Below are 25865 nucleotides of genomic sequence, written 5' to 3'. Positions count from 1 at the left end.
GACCGGCCCTCGCTCAGTGCGGTGGCGCCGAACCCGGTGCGGCTCAGCCCCCGTTGGCAGCGCTGCGGGCGCCACGCGCGCGACGCACGACGATCAGCGCCAGGCCGGCGAACAGCAGCACGGCGGCGGCGCCGAGCGGCAGGGCGGCGTCGGATCCGGTCGAGGCCAGCTCGGTGACGCCGGTTCCGGACGCGAGGCGGAATGCCGCAGTGCCGATCACGGCGCCGTCGTCGCTGAGCACCGAGAGGTGGTGGGTGCCGGCCGCGAGCTTCGCGCCTGCGAGGCTCCAGGTGGCGGTTCCGTCGGCGGCGACCTGGGTCCAGCCCAGCGCGACAGGGCTCGAGAACGCGTAGCCGAAGACCCAGTCACCGGCCTTCGCGGCCGGGACCTTCGCCACGATCCTGCCGTCGGCGACGGTCGTGCTCGCGCCGCCGCTGGCGCCGGTCGGCTGTGCCGGTGCCGCGGGCGTGGACGACGGAGTCGCGATGTCACGGCCGTCCCCGTCGCCGGTGCGCAGCTCACCTGCCAGGGGGATCACCGCGACCGAGAACCGGGCGTCGTTGGGCAGCGGGAGCGTCTCGTCGACCGAGCCGGAGTCGCTGTCCCAGGGGTGGTCGCCGACTCTGTCGAAGGTGACCGATCGGATGTCGGCTCCCACGGTACGGCTCGCGGCGCGGAATCTGACGGATCCGTCACCCGGCTTCTCCAGCAGGTAGACGACGAATCCGGTGAGCTGCGACGGCTCGTCGAGTGAGAGCCGCCAGTTCACGGTGACCGAGACCGTCTTGTGCCCGGTCGCCTTCGCCGAGGTGATCTCGACGTCGGGAGTCGCAGGGGCGTCCGCGGTCGACGTGGCGGCCGGTCCCCAGGTGACGCCGCCGTCGTTGCTGGCGTCGACGGTGAGGTCGTAGTGCGCCCCGAAGGTGAGGCGCGCGCCCACCACCTTCCAGTACTCGCCGAACTCGCCGGCGGTGGGATAGACGGTCGCGGGGTCGATCCGTTCGGTGTAGGTCGTCGCTCCGTCGGGCAGTCCGGGCCCGGTCACCGTCAGCCGGTAGTCGGTGATCGGCGCTCCGCCGTCGGAGGGCGACGGCGAGAAGGCGATGCTGATGAGCCAACCCGCCTTGTCGTAGAACGAGTTGAGGTAGCGCGGGGCCGACGGCGTCGTCACCGGAGCGGCCGACGCGTCGGGTGAGGATGCGTCGGCGGCGAGCGGCGCAGACGATGCGTCCGACGAGGGCTGATCGCCGGGCGTCGGCTCGGCGGGCGCGATGCTCCCGGGCGTGCCGGTGCCGGCAGGATGCTCGGTCGCGGTCGCGGTCGCGGTCGCGGTCGCGGTCGCCGTCGCCGTCGCCGTCGCCGTCGTCGACGTCGGGCTCTCATCGTCGACGGCGGAGGCGCCGGAGACGACCAGCGGCGAGGTGACCAGGGCTGCGGCGAGCCCGAGACCGAGAAAGCCCCGGAAGGTCTTCTTCACGGTGATGCCAATCTGGCGACGTGTCGCCGATCCGAGGACGTATTCAGGTGCGGGAATGCCCTGCTCAGGGCCAGCAACTAAGCTGAGGAAGACCCTGTTTCGCGAATTCAACCACTGTCGTTCTTCCCGGGCGTACACCCCTGTTCGGGGTACGGGAGCCGCCGGTCGCCGTCGGTGGGATTCGACCGGCCTTCAACGCCGCCCGGGGGCCGCTGATGTGTCGCTCGGGAGCGTCGACGGGTGTTGCGGACGGGTCTCGATCTAGCGGTGGAACGTGGAACGTCGGCGCACGACGAGCAGCGCGGTGCCGGCGATCAGCAGCGCGAGAGCCGCGCCCGTCGGCAGGCCGGCGTCGATTCCGGTCGAGGCCAGGCTCGTCACTGCGGCGCCGGCGACCGCCCCGCCGCTCACCGTGAATGCGACGGTGCCGACGATGGTGCCGTCATTGCCGACCAGGGCGAGGTGGTGCGAACCCGGTGCGAGCTTCGCGGCCGTCAGGTCGAAGGTGACCGTGCCGTCAGCGGCTGACTGCGCCCATCCGAGTGCCACCGGCGTCGAGAAGGCGTAGCCGAAGTACCAGGATCCGGCCGTGACGGCCGATCCCTGAACGGTGATCTTGCCGTCCTTGACGCTGGCGGTGACGCCGCGGGTGTCGCCGGTCGGCTGCGCGGGCGCGGCCGGCGTCTGGACCGCCGGAGTGGTGACCGAAGCGCTGGCCGAGTACCCGGCGTACGCCCCGCCCTCGGTCAGCGGCGACACCCAGACCCAGTACTCGGTCGCGTTCTGGATCGGCTGGTCGAGAATCGGATCCTGGTCGCGTCGGGAGATGTCGAGTGTGCTGAACGTCGCGGTGCGCACGTCGCGCCCGACCTCGATGTACTTATCCGCATAGGTGTCGCTGTCAAGGCCGGACCCGGGCGGCGGACCGATCGACACGATGTAGCCGGTCACGAGCTCGGGGTGCACGGCGATGACGTGCTCCCAGCTGACCGTGACCGACGGCGAGTGCAGACCCGATGTCGTGACCGACGTGATCGTCGGGCCGTCGGAGATCGGCGCCGCGGCGGTGACGGTGACGGACTGGCCCTCCTGGGTGCCGTCGGCGCTGATGGCGCGCACCGTCACGGTGAAGGTGTCGCCGAACTCCCAGACGGCGTGCACCGGAACGGTCTCGTAGGCGTCCCACTGCCCGTTCTCGTCGAAGGCGGGCTCGTCGAATTCCTGCGTCGTCGAGGTGCCATCGCGGTCGAGGGTCGCCGTCACGCGGAAGCGGGTGGGCTCAGCGGGGCGCCGCCAGCTCACGAATACGAACGTGGTCGTCTCGGGCTTGAGGGCGGAGACGTCGGCGCGAACCGCCTCGGGAGTCGGGAGGTCGCCCGCGGCGGGCGAGGCCGCGGCGGCGCTCGGTGTCGGCGGGGCATCGTTCGAGGCCGCGCCGCCGGCGCCGGACGCGGCTGAGTCGGGCTCAGCGCCATCTCGCTGGCCCGTGTCGGGCTCGGCCGCGTCCTGCTGTTCATCTGCGGGCTCCGCGGCGGGGTCCGAGGTCTCGCCGGAGGAGCTCGCGGCGGGGCCGTTCGCGGCCACGTCGCCACCGGCCGGAGCGACCGTCTCGGCGGCGGCGGCGCCGGTCGCGAGCGGAACGGCGACGAGCGCCGCCGCCAGCGCGAGACCGAAGCCCGCGGTGGTGATCTTCTTCACGATGATGTGCCGTTCTCGCGGTCCCTGATACCGCTTTCGGAGGGGGCGCGCCTGCGCGCGGAGATGAGTATGGCACAGAAACTCAGCTGTTTATCAGCTTGGCCAGCGCCCACGAGATCTCGCGTCCGGGTGCACGCCGCGAGTTCGCGCATCCCGGTCGACGCGAAGAGCCAGCCACCCCGTCGAGCGGCCGGCTCTCCCTGCGGTGCCGATGGCCGATGGTCCGACCGGCGCGACCGCTCGGCGAGCCGCTCGGCTCCGACGCGGAGGCGGGCGCGCTCCCTAGGCTGGTGACCATGACCGACACAGTGGGGTGGGGGATCATCGGCGCCGGCGGCATCGCCCGCGCCTTCGCACGGCAGCTGCCGCTGAGCACGACGGGCCGGTTCGTCGCGATCGCGAGCCGCGACCTGGCGCGGGCGCGGGAGTTCGCGGCCGAGTTCGACGATGTGCCGGTTCCGCACGGCTCCTACGCCGATCTGCTCGCCGACCCGGCCGTGGATGCGGTCTACGTCGCGACGCCGCATCCGCAGCACGCCGAGTGGGCGATCCGCGCGGCGCGCGCCGGCAAGCACGTGCTGGTCGAGAAGCCGCTCACCGCCGATCCGGCGCACACGATGGCCGTGCAGCAGGCGGCCCGCGAGAACGGCGTCGTGCTGCTCGAGGCGTTCATGCACCGCGCCCATCCGCAGTGGCGGGCGCTGGAGCGGATGCTGCGCGGCGGCGAGCTGGGCCGCATCCTCTCGGTGTCCGCTCGCTTCGGCTTCGCAGCCGGTGACGAGCCCTCGCGCATCACCCTGCCCGAGCTGGCCGGCGGTGGGGTGCTCGACGTCGGCTGCTACACGCTGTCGGCGTTCACCCTGGTGGCGGATGCGGCCGGTCTCCGCCTCGATGCGGCGGCGCTCGCCGCGGCGCGCGTCGACACGGCGGGTCACGCCGACGAGAACGGCGTCGACCGGTGGGCGGCGCTGACCGTCGCCCTGCCGGCGGCCGACGACGACGGCCTCACGCTGACCGCCCAGTTGGAATGCGCCGTGTCGATCGCGCTCGAGTCGCAGGTGCGCGTGGTCGGCGAGGCCGGCATCCTCACTCTGCCCGACCCGTGGACGCCCGATCCCGATCGCCCCGTGCCCGCGGTGCTGCAGCGGCCCGGAGCCCCCGAGCAGGAGCTGATCTTCCCGCCATTCGCGCAGTACGCCGGCGAGGCGGATGCGCTGGCCGAGGCCGCGGCGGCCGGTGCGATCGAGTCGCCGCTCGTGCCTTGGCAGCACAGCAGCGCGATGGCGCAGCTCGAGCAGCGCTGGCGCCACGGCATCGGCGCGGTCTACGCGAGCGAGCGCGCCGACGCCCCGGTCGCGCCCGTCGCGGGGGAGCCGCTGCGCCGCGCGAGCCGCGGCACGATGCCGATGGCGAGCGTCGAGGGGGTGCGGGTTCCGCTCTCGCGCCTCGTGATGGGCGCCGACAACCAGACCACGCTGCGCCAGGCCGCCGTCATGTTCGACGACTTCGTCGAGCACGGCGGAACCGTGTTCGACACCGCGTGGGTCTACGCCCGGGGCCGCCAGGAGCGGCTCGTCGGCGAGTGGATGCGGCAGCGCGGCATCCGCGACGAGCTCGCCCTGATCGTCAAGGGCGCGCACACCCCGCACTGCGACCCCGAGTCGGTCAGCCGTCAGCTGCACGAGAGCCTCGACCGGCTGCAGACCGACCGCGCCGACCTCTACTTCCTGCATCGCGACAACCCCGAGGTGCCGGTCGGCGAGTTCGTCGACGTGCTCGACGAGCACTGGCGCGCGGGCCGCATCGGCGCCTTCGGCGGCTCGAACTGGACGACCGTGCGCATGGATGCCGCCCGCGCCTACGCCGAGGCGAACGGCCGCCGCGGCTTCACCGTGCTGAGCAACCACTTCGGTCTGGCCGAGGCGCTCGACGTGCCGTGGGAGGGCTGCGAGCACGCGACCGATGCGGCATCCAAGGAGTGGCTGGAGCGCACGCAGACGCCGTTGTTCCCGTGGTCGTCGCAGGCGCGCGGCTTCTTCGCCCGCGCCGACCCGGCCGACACGAGCGACGCGGAGCTGGTGCGCTGCTACTACAGCGACGGCAACTTCGAGCGACTGCGTCGCGCGCGTGAGCTGGCGGCGCGGCGCGGGGTCGCCCCCACGGCGATCGCGCTGGCCTACGTGCTCGCGCAGCCCTTCCCGACCTTCCCGCTGATCGGCCCGCGCACGCTCGACGAGACGCGGTCGTCGCTCGCCGCGCTCGCGATCGAGCTCAGCCCGGCCGAGGTCGGCTGGCTCGACCTGCGGGTGTGAGCGCCGCGCCCCGGACTGGGGTCGCGCTCATGTTTCCGCTCCTGGGCGGTGCTCACGTACTGTTCCCTCACCGTCGGCGGATCAGCCCGCCGACCACGCGCTGACGCCTCACCCGTCAGCTCGCCCTGATCGAACGGACCCGCCGTGCGCCCCGCCCGCATCCTCATCGCCGCCCTGGCCGCCGCGACGCTCGTCACGACCCTCAGCGGATGCGCGCTGATCGACACCGCCCGCGACCTCGGCCGTGCCCTCGGCGGCGGCGGCGCGCCGGGCTCCGGCGGCTCTGTCGACCCCGACTACGACACCGCCCTCGACGAGCTCGAGGTCGGCGACTGCTTCCTCGAGCCGGATGACGACATCGAGACCGCGATCGTCGACTGCTCCGACGAGCACGACTACGAGGTCACGGCGCTCGTGACCCTCGAGGGCGTCGACTACCCGGGCGACATCAAGGTCGACAAGCTCTCGCGGGCGCTCTGCTCGCAGGCTCTCACCGACTACGTCGGCATCCCCTACTCGGATTCGTCGCTCGAGAGCTGGGCGTGGACCCCCGACGAAGACGGCTGGGCTGACGGCGACCATGTCGCGGTCTGCACCGCGACCGACTACTACTACGACGTGCTCGACCAGAGCGTCAAGGACGCGAGGATCTGACCTGACGCGACCCGCCCGGCCGTCCGCCTCGGGGAGCCCGGAGCGGATGACGACGAAGGCCCCCGATCCAGCGGATCAGAGGCCTTCGTCGGAGCTGCGCGGGTCAACGACCCGAGCGGCGGCCTCCGCCGTTCTGACGCACAACCGAGCCGACCATGAGCTTCGAGCCCCCGGTCGAGCCCGCGGCGGCGCCGGCGCGACGGCCGGTGCGGCGCTTCGAGACGCCGGCGCGGCCGGCCTCCTCGTGACGGGCGTGCTGGGTCTTGGTCGGCGCGCTCTCGCCCGAGCGCACGCCGTCGGGGCGACCCGAGCGGTCGCGGCGCTGCTCGCCCGCGGCCGCCTTCGCGCCCGTTCCGGCGCCGGCGCCACGGCCGCGACCGCGGCCCTGACCCGAGCCGACGATGTCGCCGCTGCGGCCCGCGCCGTCGCGGCCGCCGTCACGGCCGGAGCCGCCACGTCCACCGCGACCGCCACGGCCGCCGCCCTGGCCGTCGCGCTCCTCGCGCAGCGCGCGCTTGCGCTGGGCGTTCGCGCCGGTCGAGCGACCGCCGCCGCCCTGCTGGCGCTCCGGCTTCGGGGCCGGCTTGACGTACTCGGCCACGGCGCCGACCAGCGCATCCACCTCGAGCGAGGCGGCGGTGACGGTCTGCGGCTCGACCTGGATCGCGGCCTTGCGCAGCAGCTTCTTGAGGTCGTCCATCTGGCTCGGCATCGCGATCGTGACCACCGCGCCCTCGGCGCCGGCGCGGGCGGTGCGGCCCGAGCGGTGCAGGTACGCCTTGTGCTCCATCGGCGGGTCGACGTGCACGACCAGCTCGACGTTGTCGACGTGCACACCGCGCGCGGCGACATCGGTCGCGACGAGCACGCGCACATCCCCGCCGCCGAACGCCGCCAGGTTGCGGTCGCGCTGCGGCTGGCTGAGGTTGCCGTGCAGGTCGACGGCCGGGATGCCCGCGGCGGTCAGCTTCTGCGCCAGCTTCTTGGCGGCGTGCTTGGTGCGCAGGAAGAGGATGCGCTTGCCGGTGCCCGAGGCGAGCTTCTGCACGAGCTCGGTCTTGCCCTCGGCGCTCTCGACGCGGAACACGGTGTGACTCATGGCCGCGACCGGCGAGGTGGCCTCGTCGACCGAGTGCAGCACCTCGTTCTGCAGGAAGCGGCGCACGAGCTTGTCGACGCCGTTGTCGAGCGTGGCGCTGAACAGCATCCGCTGCCCCTCGCTGCCGGTCGCCGACAGGATGCGGGTCACGCCGGGCAGGAAGCCCAGGTCGGCCATGTGGTCGGCCTCGTCGATCACGGTGACCTCGACGGCGTCGAGGTGCACGAAGCCCTGCTTCATGAGGTCTTCGAGACGACCGGGGCAGGCGACGACGATGTCGACGCCGGCGCGCAGCGCCTCGACCTGGCGCTTCTGGTTGATGCCGCCGAAGATCGTGGTCGTGGTGAGGCCGTAGGCCTCGGCGAGCGGCTTGAGCGTCGCGTCGATCTGGGTCGCGAGCTCGCGGGTCGGCGCGAGCACGAGGCCGAGCGGGCGACCGGGGCGACGGGCGCCGCCGGCGAGACGGGTGCCGAGGCGGGCGACCATCGGGATCGAGAAGGCCAGGGTCTTGCCCGAGCCGGTGCGGCCGCGGCCGAGCACGTCGCGTCCGGCGAGCGTGTCGGGCAGGGTGTCGGCCTGGATGGGGAAGGCGCTGGTCTTGCCCTGCTTGGCGAGGGCCTCGATCAGCGGGTAGGGCACGCCGAGCGTGCTGAAGTCCGTGGACATAGAGGTGTTACTGCTTTCGATGGTGAACGGACGCCCTGAATGATCCGGCGGAGGCCGGGCCGGGCGTTGCGCCGTTCTGCGATGTCATCCGGACGTGCGGGATCGGCGCCGACCTGGTCGGTGATCCCGGACGGTGGTGCTGTCCGGAGAGGGATGCGTTCTACGACGCGAGTGCCGCTTCAATGGCGGCAAACCTGTAGACCTTATCAGGCTGACGGGCCGAACGGCAGGTTCACTCCGCGCCGTCGCGCGCGATCCGCGTCGCGAGCCGGCGGATGCCGCGCCCGCGCCACTGCCAGAACGCCCAGAGCACCGGCCAGACGAGCAGCGTCGCGGCCCCGGCGGAGAAGCTCAGCTGATCGCGGAAGAGCGTCGCGCCGTCGCGGCCGGGCGCGATCGCCATCTGGTGCCGCCACCGCGTGACGAGCGTGAGCGCGCCCGCGGTCGGGCCGCCGTCGTCGACGAAGACCCGCAGCGCATCCTTCTCGCGGAAGCTCACGTCGATCGTCTGCTCGCCGACGCGCACGAGCCCGAAGAGCGCGTGCACCTCGACCGGGTAGGCGCGCTGCTCCCACTTGTCCGGGAGGCTGGCCGACTCGACCGGGTCGAAGGCGAGCCAGGGACGCGACACCGCGGTGAGGGCTCCCGGCGAGCGCACCAGGTCCCAGGCCTCGTCGATCGTGCACGGCAGCTCGAACTTCAGACGCACCTTCACCCGGTCCATTCCACCGGATGTCGGCGGTGCGCGCCACACTCGCGGCAGGCGAGCAACGGGAGGCGGCCGATGAGGTACTGGATGGGCGTGGTGCAGCGCGAGCACGTGCACCGCGGGCTCGCGATGGGCATCGCGCAGACGAATCACGGTGCGGCCGCGGGCCTGCGCCGCATGGAGCCGGGTGATCGGCTCGTCTACTACTCGCCGAAGACCGCCTACCCCGAAGGGGATGCGCTGAAGGAGTTCACGGCGATCGGCGTGGTCTCCGACGGGGCGCCCTGGCAGTCGCCCGAGGCGATGTGGCGTCGCCGGGTCGACTACGTCGAGGGGGTGCGCTCGGTGCCGATCGCCGAGCTGGCGGGGGAGCTCGAGCTGACGAGCAAGCCGAACTGGGGCTACGCCCTGCGGCGCGGGCTCGTCGAGCTCAGCGCGCACGACTTCGCCCTCGTCGCCGCGGCGATGGGCGCGTCCGAGCTCGTGCCGGCGGAGGCGCCGTCGGCGGGGTGACCTCCCGCGTCGTCGGCGCGCGGGGCGTCGCCGTGAGGTCGGTAGCCTCGGCATCATGAGTGCGCCCGTCACCTCGCATCCCTCCGCCCAGGCCACCTACCAGGTGCGCTTCGACGGGGGCCGGGCCGGTGCCGCGGCACTCGCCGACGCGGACGTACTCGTCTGGGTCGATCAGCTCGGCGAGCAGGAGACCCCCGCGCATCCGGGCCTCGAGACCGCCCGGGTCGAGGATGCGGAGCGCATCGGCGACCTCGTGCTGCGCAAGCAGGAGGAGCGCGGCGACCGCGTCTCGATCGCCGTCGTCGCCGCCGGCGAGCCGGCCGAGGCCGGGGCGCTGCGCTTCGCCGTCGAGGACCTGCTGGCGGCCGGCGCGATCATCGACCGCCTCGCCGACCTCGGCATCGACCACTGCTCGCCGGAGGCGGCCGTCGCCGGCGCCGGCTACGGCTCGCTCCGCAACGCCACCCGCCACCTGATCAGCGCCTCCGTCACCGCCCGCCTCGCCCGCAGCTGAGCGCGAGCCCCGACGGTCGGCACCATCCGGCGGAATGGCGCACGGCGCGCGTAGCGTTCCGATCAGCGGAGGCGCGATCGCGCCCCCGCCCACGACCTGAGGAGCGCCCATGCCCACCGCCACGATCAACGGCGTCGTCGTCGCCGAAGCCGACGAGGCCGACGTCCTGCACATCGAGGGCAACGTCTACTTCCCGCCGGCCAGCGTCAACCGCGACCTGCTGAAGGACAGCCCCACGCCCTACACCTGCCCCTGGAAGGGCGAGTGCCAGTACTTCTTCGTGAAGAGCGGCGACGAGTGGCTGCAGGACCGCGCCTGGACCTACCCGCACCCCTTCCCGACCGCCGAGCAGCGCGTCGGCAAGGACATCGCCGGCTACGTCGCCTTCTGGAAGGAGGTCCAGGTCAGCTGACCTGAGACCTCCCGCCGCGGCCGCGCGCCGCGGTGATCAGGCGGTCGCCGCTCCGGACACGGATGCGGCGGCCGCCTGACGCGCATCCAGCTCCTCTCGGCGCACCCAGACGATCGCCGCGCGCGGGTCGTAGCGGCGCGAGCACTTCGCGCACGAGAGCTCGCGGGTGGGCTTGCGATAGCGGTAGTGCGTGTGCCCGGCCGGGCAGGTGCCGATCCACGGCGCCAGCTCCTCGGCGACGCCGCCGCTGTGCAGGCGCGACCCGACGTAGCCGAGCTCGGCGGCGGTCGCCTTCCAGCGCGGACCGTGCCCGGCGCGCGGGCCGGCGAGCGCGTGCGCGACCTCGTGCAGCAGCACCTGGTGGATCTCGTCGTCGTCGAAGCGCCCGGCGAGGTGCCGCGAGACGCTGATGCGCTTGTGCGTGTAGTCGCACAGCCCCGCGCGGGTCTTCGCCGAGTCGAAGGCGAAGGTCCACACGGCGGGATCGAGGTGCAGCGCGATCAGGGCGTCGGCCCAGCGCCGCACGCGGTCGAGGTCGGCCATCAGCCCGCGCCCTGCGCGGTCAGGCTCACCTGCAGCAGCTTGTCGTCGCCCGACTTCGGCGAGCCGCGGCCGTCGGTGTTGTTCGTGATGATCCAGAGCGTGCCGTCGGGGCCGGGCACGGCGTCGCGGATGCGTCCGTACTCGCCCTCGTACCAGGCTGTTCCGACGGCGCCGGTCGCCTGCGTCCATCCTCGGCCGAGGTCGTCGGGCTGGATCGACCAGAGCCGCTGGCCCTTGAGCGCGGCGAGATAGAAGGTGCCGCCGACGTAGGCGAGTCCGCTGGGGCTGGCGTCGTCGGTCTTCCACTGCAGCAGCGGGTCGACGTAGCCGCGCTTGCCGCCCTGGCCTTCGACGATCGGCCAGCCGTAGTTCTTGCCGGGCTGGATTCGGTTGAACTCGTCCCAGGTGTCCTGCCCGAACTCGGCGGCGTAGAGCTGGCCGCTCGCGTCCCAGGCGAGGCCCTGCGGGTTGCGGTGGCCGATCGAGTAGACGAGCGAGTTGTCGAAGGGGTTGCCGTCGGGCACCCCGCCGGTCGGCGTCATGCGCAGGATCTTGCCGTTGAGCGAGGTGCGGTCCTGCGCCCGGGCGGGCTCGCCCGCGTCGCCGACGGTCGCGTAGAGCAGGCCGTCGGGCCCGAACGCGATCCGTCCGCCGTCGTGGTTGGAGGCCTTCGCGAGGCCCTTGAGCACGATCTGGGGTGTGCCCAGCCCGAGCTCGTCGCCGAGGGGCATGCGCACGATGCGGTTGTCGTTCTGGGTGGTGATGTAGGCGTAGAGCCAGCGCATCCCGCCGTCGTCGTGCTCGGCGAGGCCGAGCAGTCCGCCCTCGCCCTGGTGCACGACACCGGGCACCTTGCCGATCGACGCGACCTTGCCGTCGGGGCGCACCTGCACGATCTCGCCGCTGTCGCGTTCGCTGATGAGGGTCTGGCCGGTGCTGAGCCGCACGATCGACCAGGGGGTGTCGAGGCCGCTGGCGAGCACGGTCGGCTCGCCAGTCGGAACGGTGTATCCGGCGGGGGCGGTGGTGGCCGGGGGAGTCGGCGCGGGGCTGGCGGGAGCGGGGTCGGTGGGGGCGCAGGCGCTGAGGGCGAGGCCGGCGAGGGTCGCCACGGCGAGCGCGGCCTGGATGCGTCGAGCCATGGTGCGACGGTAGCGCGCGGTGCTGAACCGCGGCCTCGTCGCGCTGGGCGAGGGCGAGGACGAGCGCGGATGCGAGCCCGTCACTTGACCTCGAAGATGCTGCGGGCGGGCGGCGGCGAGGGGATGGCGGTCGCGTCGCTCACGACGGCGGCTCCGGCGATCCAGTCCTTCAGCTCACGGCCGTGCACGACCTTGGCCGGATGCGGTCCGCCGGCGAGCAGGCGCGGCAGCCATTCGAGCGGGATCTCGCTCGGCGATGCGGCGAGCACGACGTTGCCGAAGCGGCGCCCCTTGAGCATCTGGGTGTCGGCGAGCGCGGCGACGTCGGCGAAGACGGAGGCGAGGGTCGCGGCCTGGCCACGCGCGAAGGCGAGACCGGCGCCGTCGGCGATGTTGGCGAGCAGCACGCCTCCGGGGGCGAGCAGCGCGGCGCACTCGCCGTAGAACTCGGCGCTGGTGACGTGCGCGGGGATGCGCGAGCCGCCGAACACGTCGACGACGAGCAGGTCGACGGTGCCGTTCAGCGCGGGCGGCAGCTTGGCGAGCGTCGCGCGGGCGTCGCCGTAGCGCACCCGGATGGCGGCATCCTTCGGCAGAGGCAGCTCGCGTCGCACCAGGTCGATGAGGGGGCGCTCGAGCTCGAGCACCTGCTGGCGCGAGCCGGGCCGGGTGGCGGCGACGTAGCGGGGCAGCGTGAGCGCGCCGGCGCCGAGGTGCACGGCGGTGAGCGGTCCGGCGGGCAGCTGGTCGATCACGTGGCCCATGCGGCGCACGTATTCGAAGAAGAGCTCCTCGGGCTGCTCGAGGTGCACGTGCGACTGCGGGGTGCCGTCGACGACGAGCTCGTAGGCGCCGTCGTTCCAGCGGTCGGGGCGCACCTCGGCCCAGAGTCCGCTGTCGAGCACGATGCCCGGCAGCGGCGGTTCCTCGATCTGTCTCGCCACCCGCACAGCCTAGGTCGCACGGCGTGATCCGACGGCGTCGCGAATGAAAACCTTGCGCTCGTCAGGTTTTCGCGGTGGAATGGGTGCACGAGATCCGAGAACAAGGGAGTTCCCGATGAGACGCTCGACCCGACTGCTCACCCCGCTCGCCGCGATCGCCGCCCTCGGCATCGCGATAGCGGCCCCCGCCGCGGCGAACGCCGGCGGCTACGGCGGAGGACCCGGCGGACCCGGCGGACCCGGCCACGGGCCCGGCGGCGGACACGCCTCCGCCGACGACCAGACCTTCCTGCAGTACGCGAAAGACACCTGGCGCTCCATGGACGCCATGACCGACAAGGCCACCGGCCTCCCCGCCGACAACGTCACCGGCGACCTGACGAAGGCCAGCGCCGAGACCAGTCCGACCAACATCGGCGGCTACCTCTGGTCGACCGTCGCCGCGCGCGACCTCGGGATCATCGACCGCAAGGATGCGCGCACGCGCCTCGCCACGACCCTGAAGACCCTCGGCACCCTCGAGCGGCACCAGGGCAGCGGCATGTTCTACAACTGGTACTCGCCGACCACCGGCGCGAAGCTCACGAGCTGGCCCGAAGACGGATCCGTCGTCTACCCCTTCCTCTCCACCGTCGACAACGGCTGGCTCGCCGCGGCGCTCCGCGTGGTCGGCAACGCCGACCCCGCGCTGAAGAAGCAGGCGGGCGCCCTGTACTCGTCGATGGACTTCTCCTGGTTCCACGACAAGGCCGCTGCCGCATCCAAGCCCGGCATCGACCCGGCACTGGGCCTCAACCGCGGCGGCTTCTGGGATGCGCCTCCCGGTGACGGCTGCACCGTGCCCGGCGACTACACGGGCAGCGGCACGACCGTCTACTACACCTGCCACTGGTACGACACGACGGTCAGCGAGGCGCGCATCGCGACCTATGTCGGCATCGCGAACGGCCAGATCCCCGCGAAGGACTACTACGGCACCTACCGCACGATGCCCGACCAGGGCTGCGACTTCGGCTGGCAGGAGCAGAAGCCGACCGGCGTGATCCGCGACTACAGCGGAACGAAGGTCTACGAGGGCACCTACTCCTATGACGGCATGCAGCTCGTGCCCGCCTGGGGCGGCAGCATGTTCGAGGCGCTCATGCCCGACCTGTTCGTTCCCGAGGCGCAGTGGGGCCCGCGCAGCTGGGGCGTCAACCACCCGGCCACCGTGAAGGCGCAGATCCATCACGGGCTGGATGAGGCGGGCTACGGCTACTGGGGCTTCTCGCCCGCCAGCGACCCGGCCGGCGGCTACCGCGAATACGGCGTCGACGCGATCGGCATGCAGAGCGACGGCTACACGTCCGACGAGGAGCGCACCGACGTCGACCTCGGCTATGAGGGCTGCCGCGAGGCGACGAACCCGACGCCGGCCTTCGGCGACGGCGTCGTCACCCCGCACGCCGCGTTCCTCGCGCTGCCCTACGACAAGAAGGCCGCGCTGACCAACCTCGACGGGATCAAGAACAAGCTGGGCGCCTACGGCCCCGGCGGCTTCTACGACGCCGTCGCGGTGAAGTCCGATCGCGTCGCCGAGCGGTACCTGTCGCTCGACCAGTCGATGATCATGGCCGCGATCTTCAACGAGCTCGGCCACGACAAGCTCAAGTCGTACTTCGCCGACCGCGCCTTCGAGAAGGCGGTGCGTCCGGTGGTGGCGGCTCAGGTGTTCGGTTCGAAGCTCGGATAGAGATCGCCGACTCGATGCGGCGCGGGCTCGTGGTGGTGCCCCGTGTCGCATCCCACCCGACACGGGTGACGCGAGGCGGGTGGAGAGCGTGCAGGCTCTCCACCCGCATCGTTCTCATCTCCACCCGGGTGCCCACCCTCGGGCCGATCCGCCGCGCGCCGCCGGTCGCGACAGTGGACTCATGACCGCTCAGAACCTCATCTCGATCGCCCTCGGCCTCGCGCTCGTCGTGTACATCGGCTATCGCCAGTCGACCTGGCAGAACCTCACCGCCCGCTCGAACTGGCTCATGCCGGCCATCCTCGGCGTCGTCGGCCTCGGCCTGCTCGTGAAGTCGACGCCCGCCGCGGCGTTCACCGCGCAGGGCCTCGGGCTGCTGCTGCTCGAGCTGGCACTGAGCCTCGCGATCGGCGTCGTCATGGGCGTCATCACGCGCTTCCGCAACGTCGACGGCCACGTCGTCGATCGTCGCGGCCAGGCGATCGAGTGGCAGACCCGCACCGGCTGGGTCGGCGCCGCGCTGTTCTTCGCGCTCATCGCCGTGCGCATCGGCATCGACGTCTGGGCCGGATCGATGGGATTCGGCGCGCTCGTCGCCTCGACCGGCGCGATCCTGCTCGTCATCGGCGCGAACCGGCTGGTGCGCGCCGGAGTCATCCAGCTGCGCCTGGCTCGTCACCAGGAGCTGACCGGCGTGGGCGCCGCGTGAGCGCCGCTCCCGCCGCTCTGCTCCGGTCGGGTGCCGCATCCTCTCGGGGATGCGGCCCCGCCGCGTCTGCGGCCCGCCCGTCCGAGGTCAGCGGCAGGATGGAGCCGTGACCTTCAGCTCGCGCGCCGCCGACGCGATCGCCCGCGCCAACATGCCGCGGTCGGGCGGGCGGAGCTGGCTGTTCAGCGTCATCTGGGGCGCCGTCTACGCGCTCGGCCTCGCCTCGATGTTCGCGAGCACCCATCGGGCGCCATGGGTGTGGCTGGCCTGCGCGGTCGGCGTCATCGGCTGGATCCTGCGCGCGCTCATCCCCGACACGATGTCGCGGCGGCAGCTGGCCGCCGAGCTGGGCATGATCGTCGTCGGCGGCCTGGTCGCCTTCGAGGCGAACGTGCTCGGCGGGGTGCCGCTCGCGGTCGGTCTCGTGCTCGTCATCGGCCGGCTCGAGCGCCCGGTGCGCGCCGGCGTCGTCGCGTTCGTGCTGGCGGTCGCGGCGCTCGGCGCCGGACTGCTGCTCACCTCGTCCGAGAGCCGCGACCTCGGCGGGGTCATCGTCGGCTCGCTCGCGATGCTGATCATCTCCGCGCTCGTCGGCGTCAGCCGCCGCCAGGTCAACGCGGCCGAGCTGCGCCTGCGCGAGCTCGCCGAGCAGCGCCGCCGGGCCGAGCGCCTCGACGACCACGCCCGCGTCGCCCGCGAGCTGCACGACGTGCTCGCGCACGGGCTCGGTGCGCTGGTCGTGCAGCTAGATGCGGTCGACGCGCTGCTCGAATCCGGTCGCGTCGACGAGGCGGCCGCCCGGGTGCGGTCGTCGCGCACGCTCGCGGTCGACGGCCTCCGCGACGCGCGCCGCGCCGTCGACGCGCTGCGCTCCGACGAGACGGATGCGGCTCCCGTGTCGCCCGAGGCGGCGACCGCGGCGCTCGCCGAGCTGATCGAGGCGCACCGCGCCCTCGGCGGCGCGGTGGAGGCGCGGCTCGCGACCCCGCCGCGCGCGCTGCCGGCGTCGACCGCGACGGCGCTGCGCCGCATCCTGCAGGAGGCGCTGAGCAACGCGCGCAAGCACGCGGCCGGTCAGCCGGTGGCGGTGGAGCTGCGGCGCGTGCCCGGCGCGCGGCCGAGCATGGCGGCGGCGCCGGTCGCGCCCGCCGACCACGGCCGGCTCGTGCTCGAGGTGACGAACCCGCTCGGCGCCGCCGGCGCCGCGGCGGGAACGGGCGGCGGGCACGGCCTCGCCGGGATGGAGGAGCGCGTGAGCGAGATCGCGGGCGCCGAGCTGCGTACCGGCGTCGAAGGGGCAGGTACACGGTTCATGGTGCGGGTCGAGGTGCCGGCGTGAGCGGGGCGGGCTCGACCTCGGGCGGGGCGGTCGGCGGTGCCGATGCTGCCGCCGGCGGCGCCCCGCGCATCCGGGTGCTCGTCGCCGACGACCAGGCGATCGTGCGCGACGGCATCGTGACCGTGCTCGGGCTCGAGCCCGACATCGAGATCGTCGGCGAGGCGGCCGACGGCGCGCAGGCGGTCGAGCTGGCGACGTCGCTCGCTCCCGACGTCGTGCTGATGGATCTGCGCATGCCGGTGCTCGACGGCGCCGCCGCGACCGAGCGCCTGCGCGAGTCGGCTCCTAAGACCGCCGTGCTCGTGCTCACGACCTACGCCGACGACGCCTCGATCATGGGCGCGCTGCGCGCCGGCGCGCGCGGGTATCTGACGAAGGATGCCGGCCGCGCCGAGATCGCGGCCGCCGTGCGCGCGGTGCGCAGCGGTCAGACGACGCTCGCCGCCGAGGTGGGCGCGCGGCTGATCGGCGGACTGACGGCGCCGGCGGGCAGCCGGGGGCGCGATGGGGGAGACTCCGCATCGGCGAACGCAGCGGGGATGCGCACCGTCGTGGAGCCCCCGGCATCCGCGGCCGGCCCAGCGGCCGGCGCCGGGTCCGGGTCGGCCGCAGCCCCCGACCCGCTCGCCGCGCTGCGCGCCCGCGAGCCCGAGCTCACGGCACGCGAGGCGGAGGTCGCGCTGCTCATGGCCGAGGGACTCGCGAATCCCGAGATCGCCGGCCGGCTCTTCGTCTCGACCGCGACCGTCAAGACGCACGTCAACGCGATCTTCGGCAAGCTGCTGGTCGCGACCCGCGCCCAGGCGATCGCCCGCCTGCGCCCCTGACCCGCGCCTCCGCTCCCGCGGAGAGCGACCGCGCGGCGGGAATGCGGATGCGCTCCGCCCGGTTGCGCTCATCAGACCCCGCGACAGGTCTGCTGAAGCCCCGGAATTCCGGGGCCGGCTGGCCCTTATACGCCGATCCTCGAATCGAGTCAAGGAGAAGGTAGACGTGTCGCGCATTCCGGGGCTATGCTTGTCCCTTGCGCTCCCACTCTCCCATGCCGTCATATTTCGGTCGGCTGGTGCGCCCCGAAGATAGCGGCGGGGCCGGACCTGTTTCGGCGAGCTTTCTCTCACACGAACCGACAGACAACTGAGATCGACGGATCTCACGGAGGTTGTTTCCTTGGCTGCTGCGCGCTCCGCATCCAGTACGAATTCCCCCAAGAACGGCCGCGGAGCCTCGCGGCTCTCGTTCGCCAAGATCCAGGACACGCTGACCGTTCCTGATCTTCTCGCCCTTCAGACCGAGAGCTTCGACTGGCTCGTCGGCAACGACGCGTGGAAGGCCCGCGTCGCGAAGGCCCGCGAGGCTGGCGACGCCGGCGTTCCCGAGACCACGGGACTCGACGAGATCTTCGAGGAGATCTCCCCGATCGAGGACCTGGGCGAGACCATGCAGCTCAGCTTCTCGCACCCGGAGCTCGAGCCGCCGAAGTACTCCATCGAGGAGTGCAAGGAGAAGGGCAAGACCTACTCCGCGCCGCTGTACGTGAACGCCGAGTTCATGAACCACCTCACCGGCGAGATCAAGACCCAGACGGTCTTCATGGGCGACTTCCCGCTCATGACCGAGAAGGGCACCTTCGTCATCAACGGAACCGAGCGCGTCGTCGTGTCGCAGCTCGTCCGCTCGCCCGGCGTCAACTTCGAGCGCACGCCCGACAAGACGTCCGACAAGGACATCTACTCGGCCCGCGTCATCCCCTCGCGTGGTGCCTGGCTCGAGTTCGAGATCGACAAGCGCGACCAGGTCGGCGTGCGCATCGACCGCAAGCGCAAGCAGTCGGTCACCGTGTTCCTCAAGGCCCTCGGTCTGACGAGCGAGGACATCCTCGCCGCGTTCCCCGGCTACGAGTCGATCGCCTCGACCCTCGAGAAGGACGCCGTCCTCACCAAGGAGGAGGCGCTCAAGGACATCTACCGCAAGCTGCGCCCGGGCGAGCAGGTCGCCGCCGAGGCCGCGCGTGCGCTGCTCGACAACTACTACTTCAACCCGAAGCGCTACGACCTGGCGAAGGTCGGCCGCTACAAGATCAACCGCAAGCTCGGCCTCGAGGCCGACCTGCGCGACTCGGTCCTGTCGGTCGACGACATCCTCGCCACGATCAAGTACCTGGTCGCGCTGCACGCCGAGCAGACCACGATCGAGGGCACGCGCGACGGCAAGAAGGTCGACCTGCGTCTCGACGTCGACGACATCGACCACTTCGGCAACCGCCGCATCCGCGCGGTCGGCGAGCTCATCCAGAACCAGGTCCGCACCGGTCTCTCGCGCATGGAGCGCGTCGTCCGCGAGCGCATGACCACGCAGGACATCGAGGCGATCACGCCGCAGACCCTGATCAACGTGCGCCCCGTCGTCGCCGCGATCAAGGAGTTCTTCGGAACCTCGCAGCTGTCGCAGTTCATGGACCAGAACAACCCGCTCGCGGGTCTGACCCACAAGCGCCGCCTCTCGGCGCTCGGACCCGGTGGTCTGAGCCGCGAGCGCGCCGGCGTCGAGGTGCGTGACGTCCACCCCTCGCACTACGGCCGCATGTGCCCGATCGAGACCCCGGAAGGCCCGAACATCGGCCTGATCGGATCGCTCGCGTCCTTCGCGCGCATCAACTCCTTCGGCTTCATCGAGACCCCGTACCGCAAGGTCGTCAAGGGCAAGGTCACCGACCAGATCGACTACCTGACCGCGAGCGAGGAGGACGAGTTCCTCGTCGCCCAGGCCAACGCGCCGCTGACGAAGGACTTCCACTTCGCCGAGGACCGCGTCCTGGTTCGTCCCAAGGGCGGTGAGGTCGAGCTCGTCGAGCGCGACCGCGTGGACTACATGGACGTCTCGCCGCGCCAGATGGTGTCGGTCGCGACCTCGCTCATCCCGTTCCTCGAGCACGACGACGCGAACCGCGCCCTCATGGGTGCGAACATGCAGCGCCAGGCCGTGCCGCTGCTGCGCTCGGACTCGCCTGTCGTCGGAACCGGCATGGAGGGCTTCGCGGCCATCGACGCCGGTGACGTCATCACCGCCGAGAAGGCCGGTGTCGTCGCCGAGGTCTCGGCCGACGAGGTCACCATCCAGCTCGACGAGGGCGGCACGCAGAGCTACTTCCTGCGCAAGTTCGACCGCTCGAACCAGGGCACCAGCTACAACAACCGCGTGATCGTGGATGCGGGTGAGCGCGTCGAGGCCGGTCAGGTCATCGCCGACGGTCCCGCGACCGAGAACGGCGAGCTCGCGCTCGGCAAGAACCTGCTCGTCGCGTTCATGCCGTGGGAGGGCCACAACTTCGAGGACGCGATCATCCTCAGCCAGCGCCTGGTGTCGGAGGACGTGCTCTCGTCCATCCACATCGAGGAGTACGAGGTGGATGCGCGCGACACCAAGCTCGGCAAGGAGGAGATCACCCGCGACCTCCCCAACGTCAGCCCCGAGCTGCTCGCCGACCTCGACGAGCGCGGCATCATCCGCATCGGCGCCGAGGTGCGCCCCGGCGACATCCTCGTCGGCAAGGTCACGCCGAAGGGCGAGACCGAGCTGAGCGCCGAGGAGCGCCTGCTGCGCGCCATCTTCAACGAGAAGAGCCGCGAGGTGCGCGACACCTCGCTCAAGGTGCCTCACGGTGAAGAGGGCACGATCATCGGCGTCAAGGTCTTCGACGCGCAGGACGGCGACGACGAGCTCGGCTCGGGCGTCAACCAGCGCGTGGTCGTCTACATCGCCCAGAAGCGCAAGATCACCGCGGGTGACAAGCTCGCCGGCCGTCACGGCAACAAGGGCGTCATCTCGAAGATCCTGCCGGTCGAGGACATGCCGTTCCTCGCCGACGGAACCCCCGTCGACGTCGTGCTCAACCCGCTCGGCATCCCCGGCCGCATGAACTTCGGCCAGGTGCTCGAGCTGCACCTCGGCTGGATCGCCAAGCAGGGCTGGAAGGTCGAGGGCAACCCGGAGTGGGCCGCGCGCCTGCCCGAGGTCGCCCGCGAGGCCGCCCCGGACACCAAGGTCGCGACCCCGGTGTTCGACGGGGCGCTCGAGCAGGAGATCGAGGGTCTGCTCGACTCCACGCTGCCGACCCGCGACGGCGAGCGCCTCATCGACGGCTCGGGCAAGACCCGACTGTTCGACGGCCGCTCGGGTGAGCCCTTCCCCGACCCCGTGTCGGTGGGCTACATGTACATCCTGAAGCTGCACCACCTCGTGGACGACAAGATCCACGCGCGCAGCACCGGCCCGTACTCGATGATCACCCAGCAGCCGCTCGGTGGTAAGGCGCAGTTCGGCGGCCAGCGCTTCGGTGAGATGGAGGTGTGGGCCCTCGAGGCCTACGGCGCCGCGTACGCCCTCCAGGAGCTCCTGACGATCAAGTCCGACGACATCCTCGGCCGCGTGAAGGTCTACGAGGCGATCGTCAAGGGCGAGAACATCCAGGAGCCCGGCATCCCCGAGAGCTTCAAGGTCCTCATCAAGGAGATGCAGTCGCTCTGCCTGAACGTCGAGGTGCTCTCGGCCGACGGCAGCACGGTGAGCCTGCGCGACACGGACGACGAGGTCTTCCGTGCCGCCGAGGAGCTCGGCATCAACATCTCCAGCCGGTTCGAGTCGTCGTCCATCGACGACATCTGATCCGGGCCTCATCAGGATTCACAGAAGTCAGAAGAAGGAAGAAGTAAGTGCTCGAAGCCACTACTTTCGATGAGCTCCGGATCGGTCTCGCCACCAGCACGGACATCCGCGCCTGGTCGTACGGCGAGGTCAAGAAGCCGGAGACGATCAACTACCGCACCCTGAAGCCGGAGAAGGACGGTCTGTTCGGCGAGCAGATCTTCGGACCCAGCCGCGACTGGGAGTGCGCCTGCGGCAAGTACAAGCGCGTCCGCTTCAAGGGCATCGTGTGCGAGCGCTGCGGCGTCGAGGTCACCAAGTCCTCGGTGCGCCGCGAGCGCATGGGCCACATCGAGCTCGCCGCGCCGGTCACGCACATCTGGTACTTCAAGGGCGTGCCCAGCCGTCTCGGCTACCTGCTCGACATGGCGCCGAAGGACCTCGAGAAGGTCATCTACTTCGCCGCCTACATGGTGATCTCGGTCGACGAGGAGGGGCGTCACAACGACGCCCCGGGCCTCGAGAACGAGATCCGTCTCGAGATCAAGCAGCTCGAGCAGGCGCGCGACTCGCGCGTCGCCGCGCGCCTCGCGACCCTCGAGGAGGAGCTCGCCGGCCTCGAGGCCGAGGGCGCCAAGGCCGACCAGAAGCGCAAGGTCAAGGACGCCGCCGAGAAGGAGATGGCTCAGACGCGCAAGGGCGTCGACGAGCAGATCTCCCAGCTCGAGAACGTGTGGGAGGCCTTCCGCACGCTCAAGGTCGGCGACCTGAAGCCTGAGGACTCGGTGTTCCACGAGCTGCAGGACCGCTTCGGTCTGTATTTCGAGGCGCACATGGGCGCCGAGGCGATCCAGAAGCGCCTCGAGGCCTTCGACCTGGCCGCCGAGGCCGAGCTGCTCCGCGAGCAGATCGCCACCGGCAAGGGCCAGAAGAAGATCCGCGCGATCAAGCGCCTGCGCGTGGTGTCGTCGTTCCTGGCGACCGGCAACTCGCCGGCCGCGATGGTGCTCGACGTCGTCCCGGTCATCCCGCCGGAGCTGCGCCCGATGGTCCAGCTGGACGGCGGCCGCTTCGCGACCTCCGACCTCAACGACCTCTACCGTCGCGTGATCAACCGCAACAACCGCCTCCGTCGTCTGCTCGACCTCGGTGCGCCCGAGATCATCGTCAACAACGAGAAGCGCATGCTGCAGGAGGCCGTCGACGCGCTGTTCGACAACGGCCGCCGCGGCCGCCCCGTCACGGGTACCGGCAACCGCGCCCTGAAGTCCCTGAGCGACATGCTCAAGGGAAAGCAGGGTCGCTTCCGCCAGAACCTGCTCGGCAAGCGCGTCGACTACTCGGGTCGTTCGGTCATCATCGTCGGCCCGCAGCTGAAGCTGCACCAGTGCGGTCTGCCCAAGCAGATGGCGCTGGAGCTCTTCAAGCCCTTCGTGATCAAGCGCCTCATCGACCTGTCGCACGCGCAGAACATCAAGAGCGCCAAGCGCATGGTCGAGCGTTCGCGCCCGCAGGTGTGGGATGTGCTCGAGGAGATCATCCGCGAGCGTCCGGTTCTGCTGAACCGCGCGCCCACGCTGCACCGTCTCGGCATCCAGGCCTTTGAGCCTCAGCTCGTCGAGGGCAAGGCGATCCAGCTGCACCCGCTCGTCTGCGCCGCGTTCAACGCGGACTTCGACGGCGACCAGATGGCCGTCCACCTGCCGCTGTCGGTCGAGGCGCAGGCCGAGGCCCGCATCCTCATGCTGGCGTCGAACAACATCCTCAAGCCCTCGGACGGCCGTCCGGTCACCCTGCCCTCGCAGGACATGATCATCGGCCTCCACCACCTGACCACCCTCAAGGAGGGTGCTGTCGGTGAGGGCCGGGCCTTCTCGTCGGTCGCCGAGGCGATCCTCGCCAAGGACCAGGGTTCGCTCGACCTCAACGCCCAGGTGCGCATCCGCCTCGAGAACGTCTACCTCGGCGAGGCCGAGGCGGCCGAGCGCGAGGGCTTCGAGCAGGGTTCGACCGCGCTGGTGAAGACCACGCTGGGTCGCGCGCTGTTCAACGAGGCGCTGCCGACGGACTACCCGTTCGTCGAGGCTGTCGCCGACAAGGGCAAGATCTCGGCGATCGTCAACGACCTCGCCGAGCGCTACCCCAAGGTGGAGGTCGCCGCGACCCTCGACCGCATCAAGGACGCCGGTTTCCACTGGGCCACGCGCTCGGGTGTCACCGTCGCGCTCTCCGACATCATCACGCCCTCCGACAAGCCGGAGATCGTGGCGAAGCACGAGAAGCAGGCCGCCAAGGTGCAGGGCGAGTACGACAAGGGACTCATCGACGACGCCTCGCGTCGTAAGGAGCTCGTCGACATCTGGACCGAGGCCACCAACGAGGTCGCCGCGTCGATGCAGAAGTCGTACACGGCCGGCAACAACATCTTCCGGATGGTGTCGTCGGGTGCTCGTGGTAACTGGCTGCAGGTGCGCAACATCTCGGGTATCCGCGGTCTGGTGGCGAACCCGAAGGGTGAGACCATCCCGCGTCCGATCATCTCCTCGTACCGCGAGGGCCTGTCGGTGGCCGAGTACTTCATCGCGACCCACGGCGCCCGCAAGGGTCTGGCGGACACGGCCCTCCGTACCGCCGACTCGGGCTACCTGACCCGTCGTCTCGTCGACGTGTCGCAGGACGTCATCATCCGCGAGGACGACTGCGGCACCACGCGCGGCCTCGAGATCCGCATCGCGGACACGGTCGACGGCAAGCTCGTGCGTGACGAGAACGTCGAGAACTCGGTGTTCGCGCGCTCGCTGGCCGAGGCCGCGGTCGACGCCAAGGGCAACGTCGTCGGCGAGGCCGGCGACGATGTGGGCGACGTGCTGATCGACAAGCTGATCGCCGCCGGCGTCGAGAGCATCAAGGTGCGCTCGGTGCTGACGTGTGAGGCCGCTGTCGGCGTCTGCGCGACCTGCTACGGCCGCTCGCTGGCCACCGGAAAGCTCGTCGACATCGGCGAGGCCGTCGGCATCATCGCGGCCCAGTCGATCGGCGAGCCCGGAACGCAGCTCACGATGCGCACCTTCCACCAGGGTGGAACCGCCGGTGCGGACGACATCACCCAGGGTCTGCCCCGTGTCACCGAGCTCTTCGAGGCCCGTACTCCGAAGGGCGCGAGCCCGATCGCGGAGGCCGCCGGCCGCATCGAGATCGAGGACACCGAGAAGCAGCGCCGCATCATCCTCACGCCCGACAACGGCGACGAGGTGCACGCCTACCCCGTGCTGAAGCGCGCGACGCTCCTCGTCGAGGACGGCCAGCGCGTCGAGCTCGGCCAGCAGTTCGTGGCCGGAAACCTCGACCCGAAGGAGGTGCTGCGCGTCAAGGGCGTCCGCGCCGTGCAGCAGCACCTGGTCGACGGCGTGCAGGGCGTGTACCGCTCGCAGGGTGTGCCGATCCACGACAAGCACATCGAGGTCATCGTGCGCCAGATGCTGCGCAAGGTCACCGTCGTCGAGCACGGCGACACCGACCTGCTGCCGGGTGAGCTCGTGGACCGCTCGCGGTACACCGAGATCAACCGCGGCGCCATCGTCGACGGCAAGAAGCCGGCGTCGGCCCGCCAGGAGGTCATGGGAATCACCAAGGCCTCGCTGGCGACCGAGTCGTGGCTGTCGGCCGCGTCGTTCCAGGAGACGACCCGCGTTCTGACGCAGGCCGCCATGGAGGGCAAGTCGGACCCGCTGGTCGGTCTCAAGGAGAACGTGATCATCGGAAAGCTGATCCCGGCCGGTACGGGCCTCGGCAAGTACCGCAACGTCACGGTCGAGGCCACCGAGGAGGCGAAGGCGGAGCGCTACCCGAACCGCATCTTCACCGACGACGCGGTGTTCTCGGAGTCGGACCTGAGCTTCGTCGACTTCGACAGCTTCAGCTCCGACGACTACTCGCCGGGCACCTACAGCTGATCGAGCACTCGCAGCTGATCGGCTCCGCGAGCTGATCGCACGACGGCCCTCGCACTCCGGGTGCGGGGGCCGTCGTCGTTGGCGGGGGAGACGCGTCCGTTCGCGTGCCGGCGGCGCGTTCCGGGCGCATCCGGGGCCGTGGTGCGCCCCGGAGTGGGGCTGATGCGCGCCCGCGGACGCGACGTACTCTCACGGCACGGTGACGGGACGGGACTCCCGCCGCCGCAGCAGGGCGTGCCGACTCACCACCGGCATCCGCCCGGATCAGGGGGAATCATGGATGCGCTGGATCGCGCCCGGAGTCGGATCTCGAGAGTGCTCGACTGCGCGCGCCGCGACGCGGGCTTCACGCTCGTCGAGCTGCTCGTCGTCGTCATGATGATCGGCGTGCTCGCGGCGATCGCCGTGCCGGTCTACGTGTCGGTGCAGAACGGCGCCAAGGACAGCGGGGTCAAGAGCGATCTCGCTGCGGCGAAGCAGGCCGCGATCGCGTACTCGGTGACGGCGAACGGCCGGTACCCGTCCACGCTCTCGACCAACGATCTGAGGCCGTTCGGGTACGGCGCCGCGAGCGTCGCCTATCCCGCCGGAGGCGCCCCGCAGTGGAAGAGCGTGCCCGCCGACAACGCCTCGACGTTCTGCATCTGGGCGCTCAGCCCCACCGGGGCGACCTTCTCGGTCACCGAGCAGGGCGGCGTCACGGCGGCCGGCTGCAGCTGATCGCCACGCGCGGCCGGGCGTCCGGCATCCGCGCGTGCTCGGCTCGCCTCCCCGAGAGGGCGGATCGGCGTCGCTAGCATGACGT

19 protein-coding genes are annotated in these 25865 nt (G+C 71.3%); 12 read left to right on the top strand and 7 right to left on the bottom strand.

Translation table 11 applies throughout. The annotated features are described in order from the left end of the window. Positions 1 to 43 precede the first annotated feature (43 nt). Positions 44 to 1477: an LAVTG motif-containing sortase-dependent surface protein gene (locus FJ657_RS14610; RefSeq protein ID WP_181408994.1), complete on the bottom strand. Its 1434-nt coding sequence runs from the start codon at positions 1475 to 1477 to the stop codon at positions 44 to 46. Between the two features lie 261 nt (positions 1478 to 1738). Continuing rightward, entirely contained in the window at positions 1739 to 3175 is a 1437-nt protein-coding gene (locus FJ657_RS14600; RefSeq protein WP_141164431.1) for a fibronectin type III domain-containing protein, read from the bottom strand. A gap of 296 nt (positions 3176 to 3471) precedes the next feature. On the opposite strand from FJ657_RS14600, the gene FJ657_RS14595 reads away from it, so the two are divergent. After that, on the top strand, positions 3472 to 5487 hold the full coding sequence (locus FJ657_RS14595) for an aldo/keto reductase (RefSeq protein WP_141164430.1): 2016 nt from the start codon (positions 3472 to 3474) through the stop codon (positions 5485 to 5487). A 144-nt stretch (positions 5488 to 5631) separates the two neighbouring features. Then, positions 5632 to 6141, top strand: a complete 510-nt coding sequence (locus FJ657_RS14590) for a septum formation family protein (RefSeq protein ID WP_141164429.1) — start codon at positions 5632 to 5634, stop codon at positions 6139 to 6141. Between the two features lie 103 nt (positions 6142 to 6244). On the opposite strand, the gene FJ657_RS14585 is transcribed toward FJ657_RS14590, so the two are convergent. Both FJ657_RS14585 and FJ657_RS14580 read right to left on the bottom strand, forming a co-directional pair. Continuing rightward, positions 6245 to 7906, bottom strand: a complete 1662-nt coding sequence (locus FJ657_RS14585; protein ID WP_141164428.1) for a DEAD/DEAH box helicase — start codon at positions 7904 to 7906, stop codon at positions 6245 to 6247. 232 nt (positions 7907 to 8138) lie between these two features. Continuing rightward, positions 8139 to 8621 (bottom strand): hypothetical protein, encoded by a 483-nt coding sequence (locus FJ657_RS14580; RefSeq protein ID WP_141164427.1) that lies wholly within the window; start codon positions 8619 to 8621, stop codon positions 8139 to 8141. A gap of 69 nt (positions 8622 to 8690) precedes the next feature. Here FJ657_RS14580 and FJ657_RS14575 point away from each other — a divergent pair, with 69 nt between their 5' ends. The 3 genes from FJ657_RS14575 to FJ657_RS14565 all read left to right on the top strand — a co-directional run bounded on the left by FJ657_RS14575 (position 8691) and on the right by FJ657_RS14565 (position 10054). Next, positions 8691 to 9128, top strand: coding sequence for an EVE domain-containing protein (locus FJ657_RS14575; RefSeq protein ID WP_141164426.1), 438 nt, complete (start codon positions 8691 to 8693; stop codon positions 9126 to 9128). A gap of 55 nt (positions 9129 to 9183) precedes the next feature. Then, the gene (locus FJ657_RS14570; protein ID WP_141164425.1) at positions 9184 to 9642 is read left to right on the top strand and encodes a 2-phosphosulfolactate phosphatase; all 459 of its coding nucleotides are present in this window, start codon (positions 9184 to 9186) and stop codon (positions 9640 to 9642) included. Positions 9643 to 9751: 109 nt separating this feature from the next. Next, positions 9752 to 10054, top strand: a complete 303-nt coding sequence (locus tag FJ657_RS14565) for a DUF427 domain-containing protein (RefSeq protein ID WP_141164424.1) — start codon at positions 9752 to 9754, stop codon at positions 10052 to 10054. A gap of 36 nt (positions 10055 to 10090) precedes the next feature. Here FJ657_RS14565 and FJ657_RS14560 read toward each other — a convergent pair whose 3' ends face one another. The 3 genes from FJ657_RS14560 to FJ657_RS14550 all read right to left on the bottom strand — a co-directional run bounded on the left by FJ657_RS14560 (position 10091) and on the right by FJ657_RS14550 (position 12683). Further along, positions 10091 to 10597 carry a SprT-like domain-containing protein gene (locus FJ657_RS14560; RefSeq protein WP_141164423.1) on the bottom strand — a complete coding sequence of 169 codons (507 nt, stop codon included), beginning with the start codon at positions 10595 to 10597 and terminating at the stop codon, positions 10091 to 10093. Continuing rightward, positions 10597 to 11739, bottom strand: a complete 1143-nt coding sequence (locus FJ657_RS14555) for a PQQ-dependent sugar dehydrogenase (RefSeq protein WP_141164422.1) — start codon at positions 11737 to 11739, stop codon at positions 10597 to 10599. The genes FJ657_RS14560 and FJ657_RS14555 overlap by 1 nt, the downstream gene beginning before the upstream one ends. A gap of 80 nt (positions 11740 to 11819) precedes the next feature. After that, positions 11820 to 12683, bottom strand: coding sequence for a spermidine synthase (locus FJ657_RS14550; protein ID WP_255447358.1), 864 nt, complete (start codon positions 12681 to 12683; stop codon positions 11820 to 11822). A gap of 115 nt (positions 12684 to 12798) precedes the next feature. Here FJ657_RS14550 and FJ657_RS14545 point away from each other — a divergent pair, with 115 nt between their 5' ends. The 7 genes from FJ657_RS14545 to FJ657_RS14515 all read left to right on the top strand — a co-directional run bounded on the left by FJ657_RS14545 (position 12799) and on the right by FJ657_RS14515 (position 25780). Beyond that, entirely contained in the window at positions 12799 to 14415 is a 1617-nt protein-coding gene (locus tag FJ657_RS14545) for a glucoamylase family protein (protein WP_141164421.1), read from the top strand. Positions 14416 to 14596: 181 nt separating this feature from the next. Then, entirely contained in the window at positions 14597 to 15124 is a 528-nt protein-coding gene (locus tag FJ657_RS14540) for a hypothetical protein (protein ID WP_141164420.1), read from the top strand. A gap of 106 nt (positions 15125 to 15230) precedes the next feature. Beyond that, positions 15231 to 16463: a sensor histidine kinase gene (locus FJ657_RS14535; RefSeq protein WP_181408993.1), complete on the top strand. Its 1233-nt coding sequence runs from the start codon at positions 15231 to 15233 to the stop codon at positions 16461 to 16463. Beyond that, complete coding sequence (locus FJ657_RS14530; protein ID WP_141164418.1) at positions 16460 to 17290, top strand: response regulator transcription factor; 831 nt, start codon at positions 16460 to 16462, stop codon at positions 17288 to 17290. The genes FJ657_RS14535 and FJ657_RS14530 overlap by 4 nt, the downstream gene beginning before the upstream one ends. A 343-nt stretch (positions 17291 to 17633) precedes the next feature. After that, complete coding sequence (gene rpoB / locus FJ657_RS14525) at positions 17634 to 21128, top strand: DNA-directed RNA polymerase subunit beta (protein WP_141164417.1); 3495 nt, start codon at positions 17634 to 17636, stop codon at positions 21126 to 21128. A 47-nt stretch (positions 21129 to 21175) separates the two neighbouring features. Beyond that, entirely contained in the window at positions 21176 to 25060 is a 3885-nt protein-coding gene (locus FJ657_RS14520) for a DNA-directed RNA polymerase subunit beta' (protein ID WP_141164416.1), read from the top strand. 315 nt (positions 25061 to 25375) lie between these two features. Then, a complete protein-coding gene (locus tag FJ657_RS14515) occupies positions 25376 to 25780 on the top strand; it encodes a type IV pilin protein (protein ID WP_219995935.1) in 405 nt (134 codons plus the stop codon). Positions 25781 to 25865: the final 85 nt, after the last annotated feature.

This window comes from Schumannella soli (genome assembly GCF_006517435.1).
GTDB lineage: Bacteria > Actinomycetota > Actinomycetes > Actinomycetales > Microbacteriaceae > Schumannella > Schumannella soli.
The sequence above is the reverse complement of the archived record's forward strand: the minus strand, read 5'-3'. Positions and strand labels throughout refer to the sequence as shown.

Coding starts and splice junctions, on each gene's coding strand:
- FJ657_RS14540 (WP_141164420.1), top strand. CDS start 14,597: ATGACCGCTCAGAACCTCATCTCGATCGCCCTCGGCCTCGCGCTCGTC.
- FJ657_RS14560 (WP_141164423.1), bottom strand. CDS start 10,597: ATGGCCGACCTCGACCGCGTGCGGCGCTGGGCCGACGCCCTGATCGCG.
- FJ657_RS14565 (WP_141164424.1), top strand. CDS start 9,752: ATGCCCACCGCCACGATCAACGGCGTCGTCGTCGCCGAAGCCGACGAG.
- FJ657_RS14555 (WP_141164422.1), bottom strand. CDS start 11,739: ATGGCTCGACGCATCCAGGCCGCGCTCGCCGTGGCGACCCTCGCCGGC.
- FJ657_RS14570 (WP_141164425.1), top strand. CDS start 9,184: ATGAGTGCGCCCGTCACCTCGCATCCCTCCGCCCAGGCCACCTACCAG.
- FJ657_RS14545 (WP_141164421.1), top strand. CDS start 12,799: ATGAGACGCTCGACCCGACTGCTCACCCCGCTCGCCGCGATCGCCGCC.
- FJ657_RS14585 (WP_141164428.1), bottom strand. CDS start 7,906: ATGTCCACGGACTTCAGCACGCTCGGCGTGCCCTACCCGCTGATCGAG.
- FJ657_RS14575 (WP_141164426.1), top strand. CDS start 8,691: ATGAGGTACTGGATGGGCGTGGTGCAGCGCGAGCACGTGCACCGCGGG.
- FJ657_RS14595 (WP_141164430.1), top strand. CDS start 3,472: ATGACCGACACAGTGGGGTGGGGGATCATCGGCGCCGGCGGCATCGCC.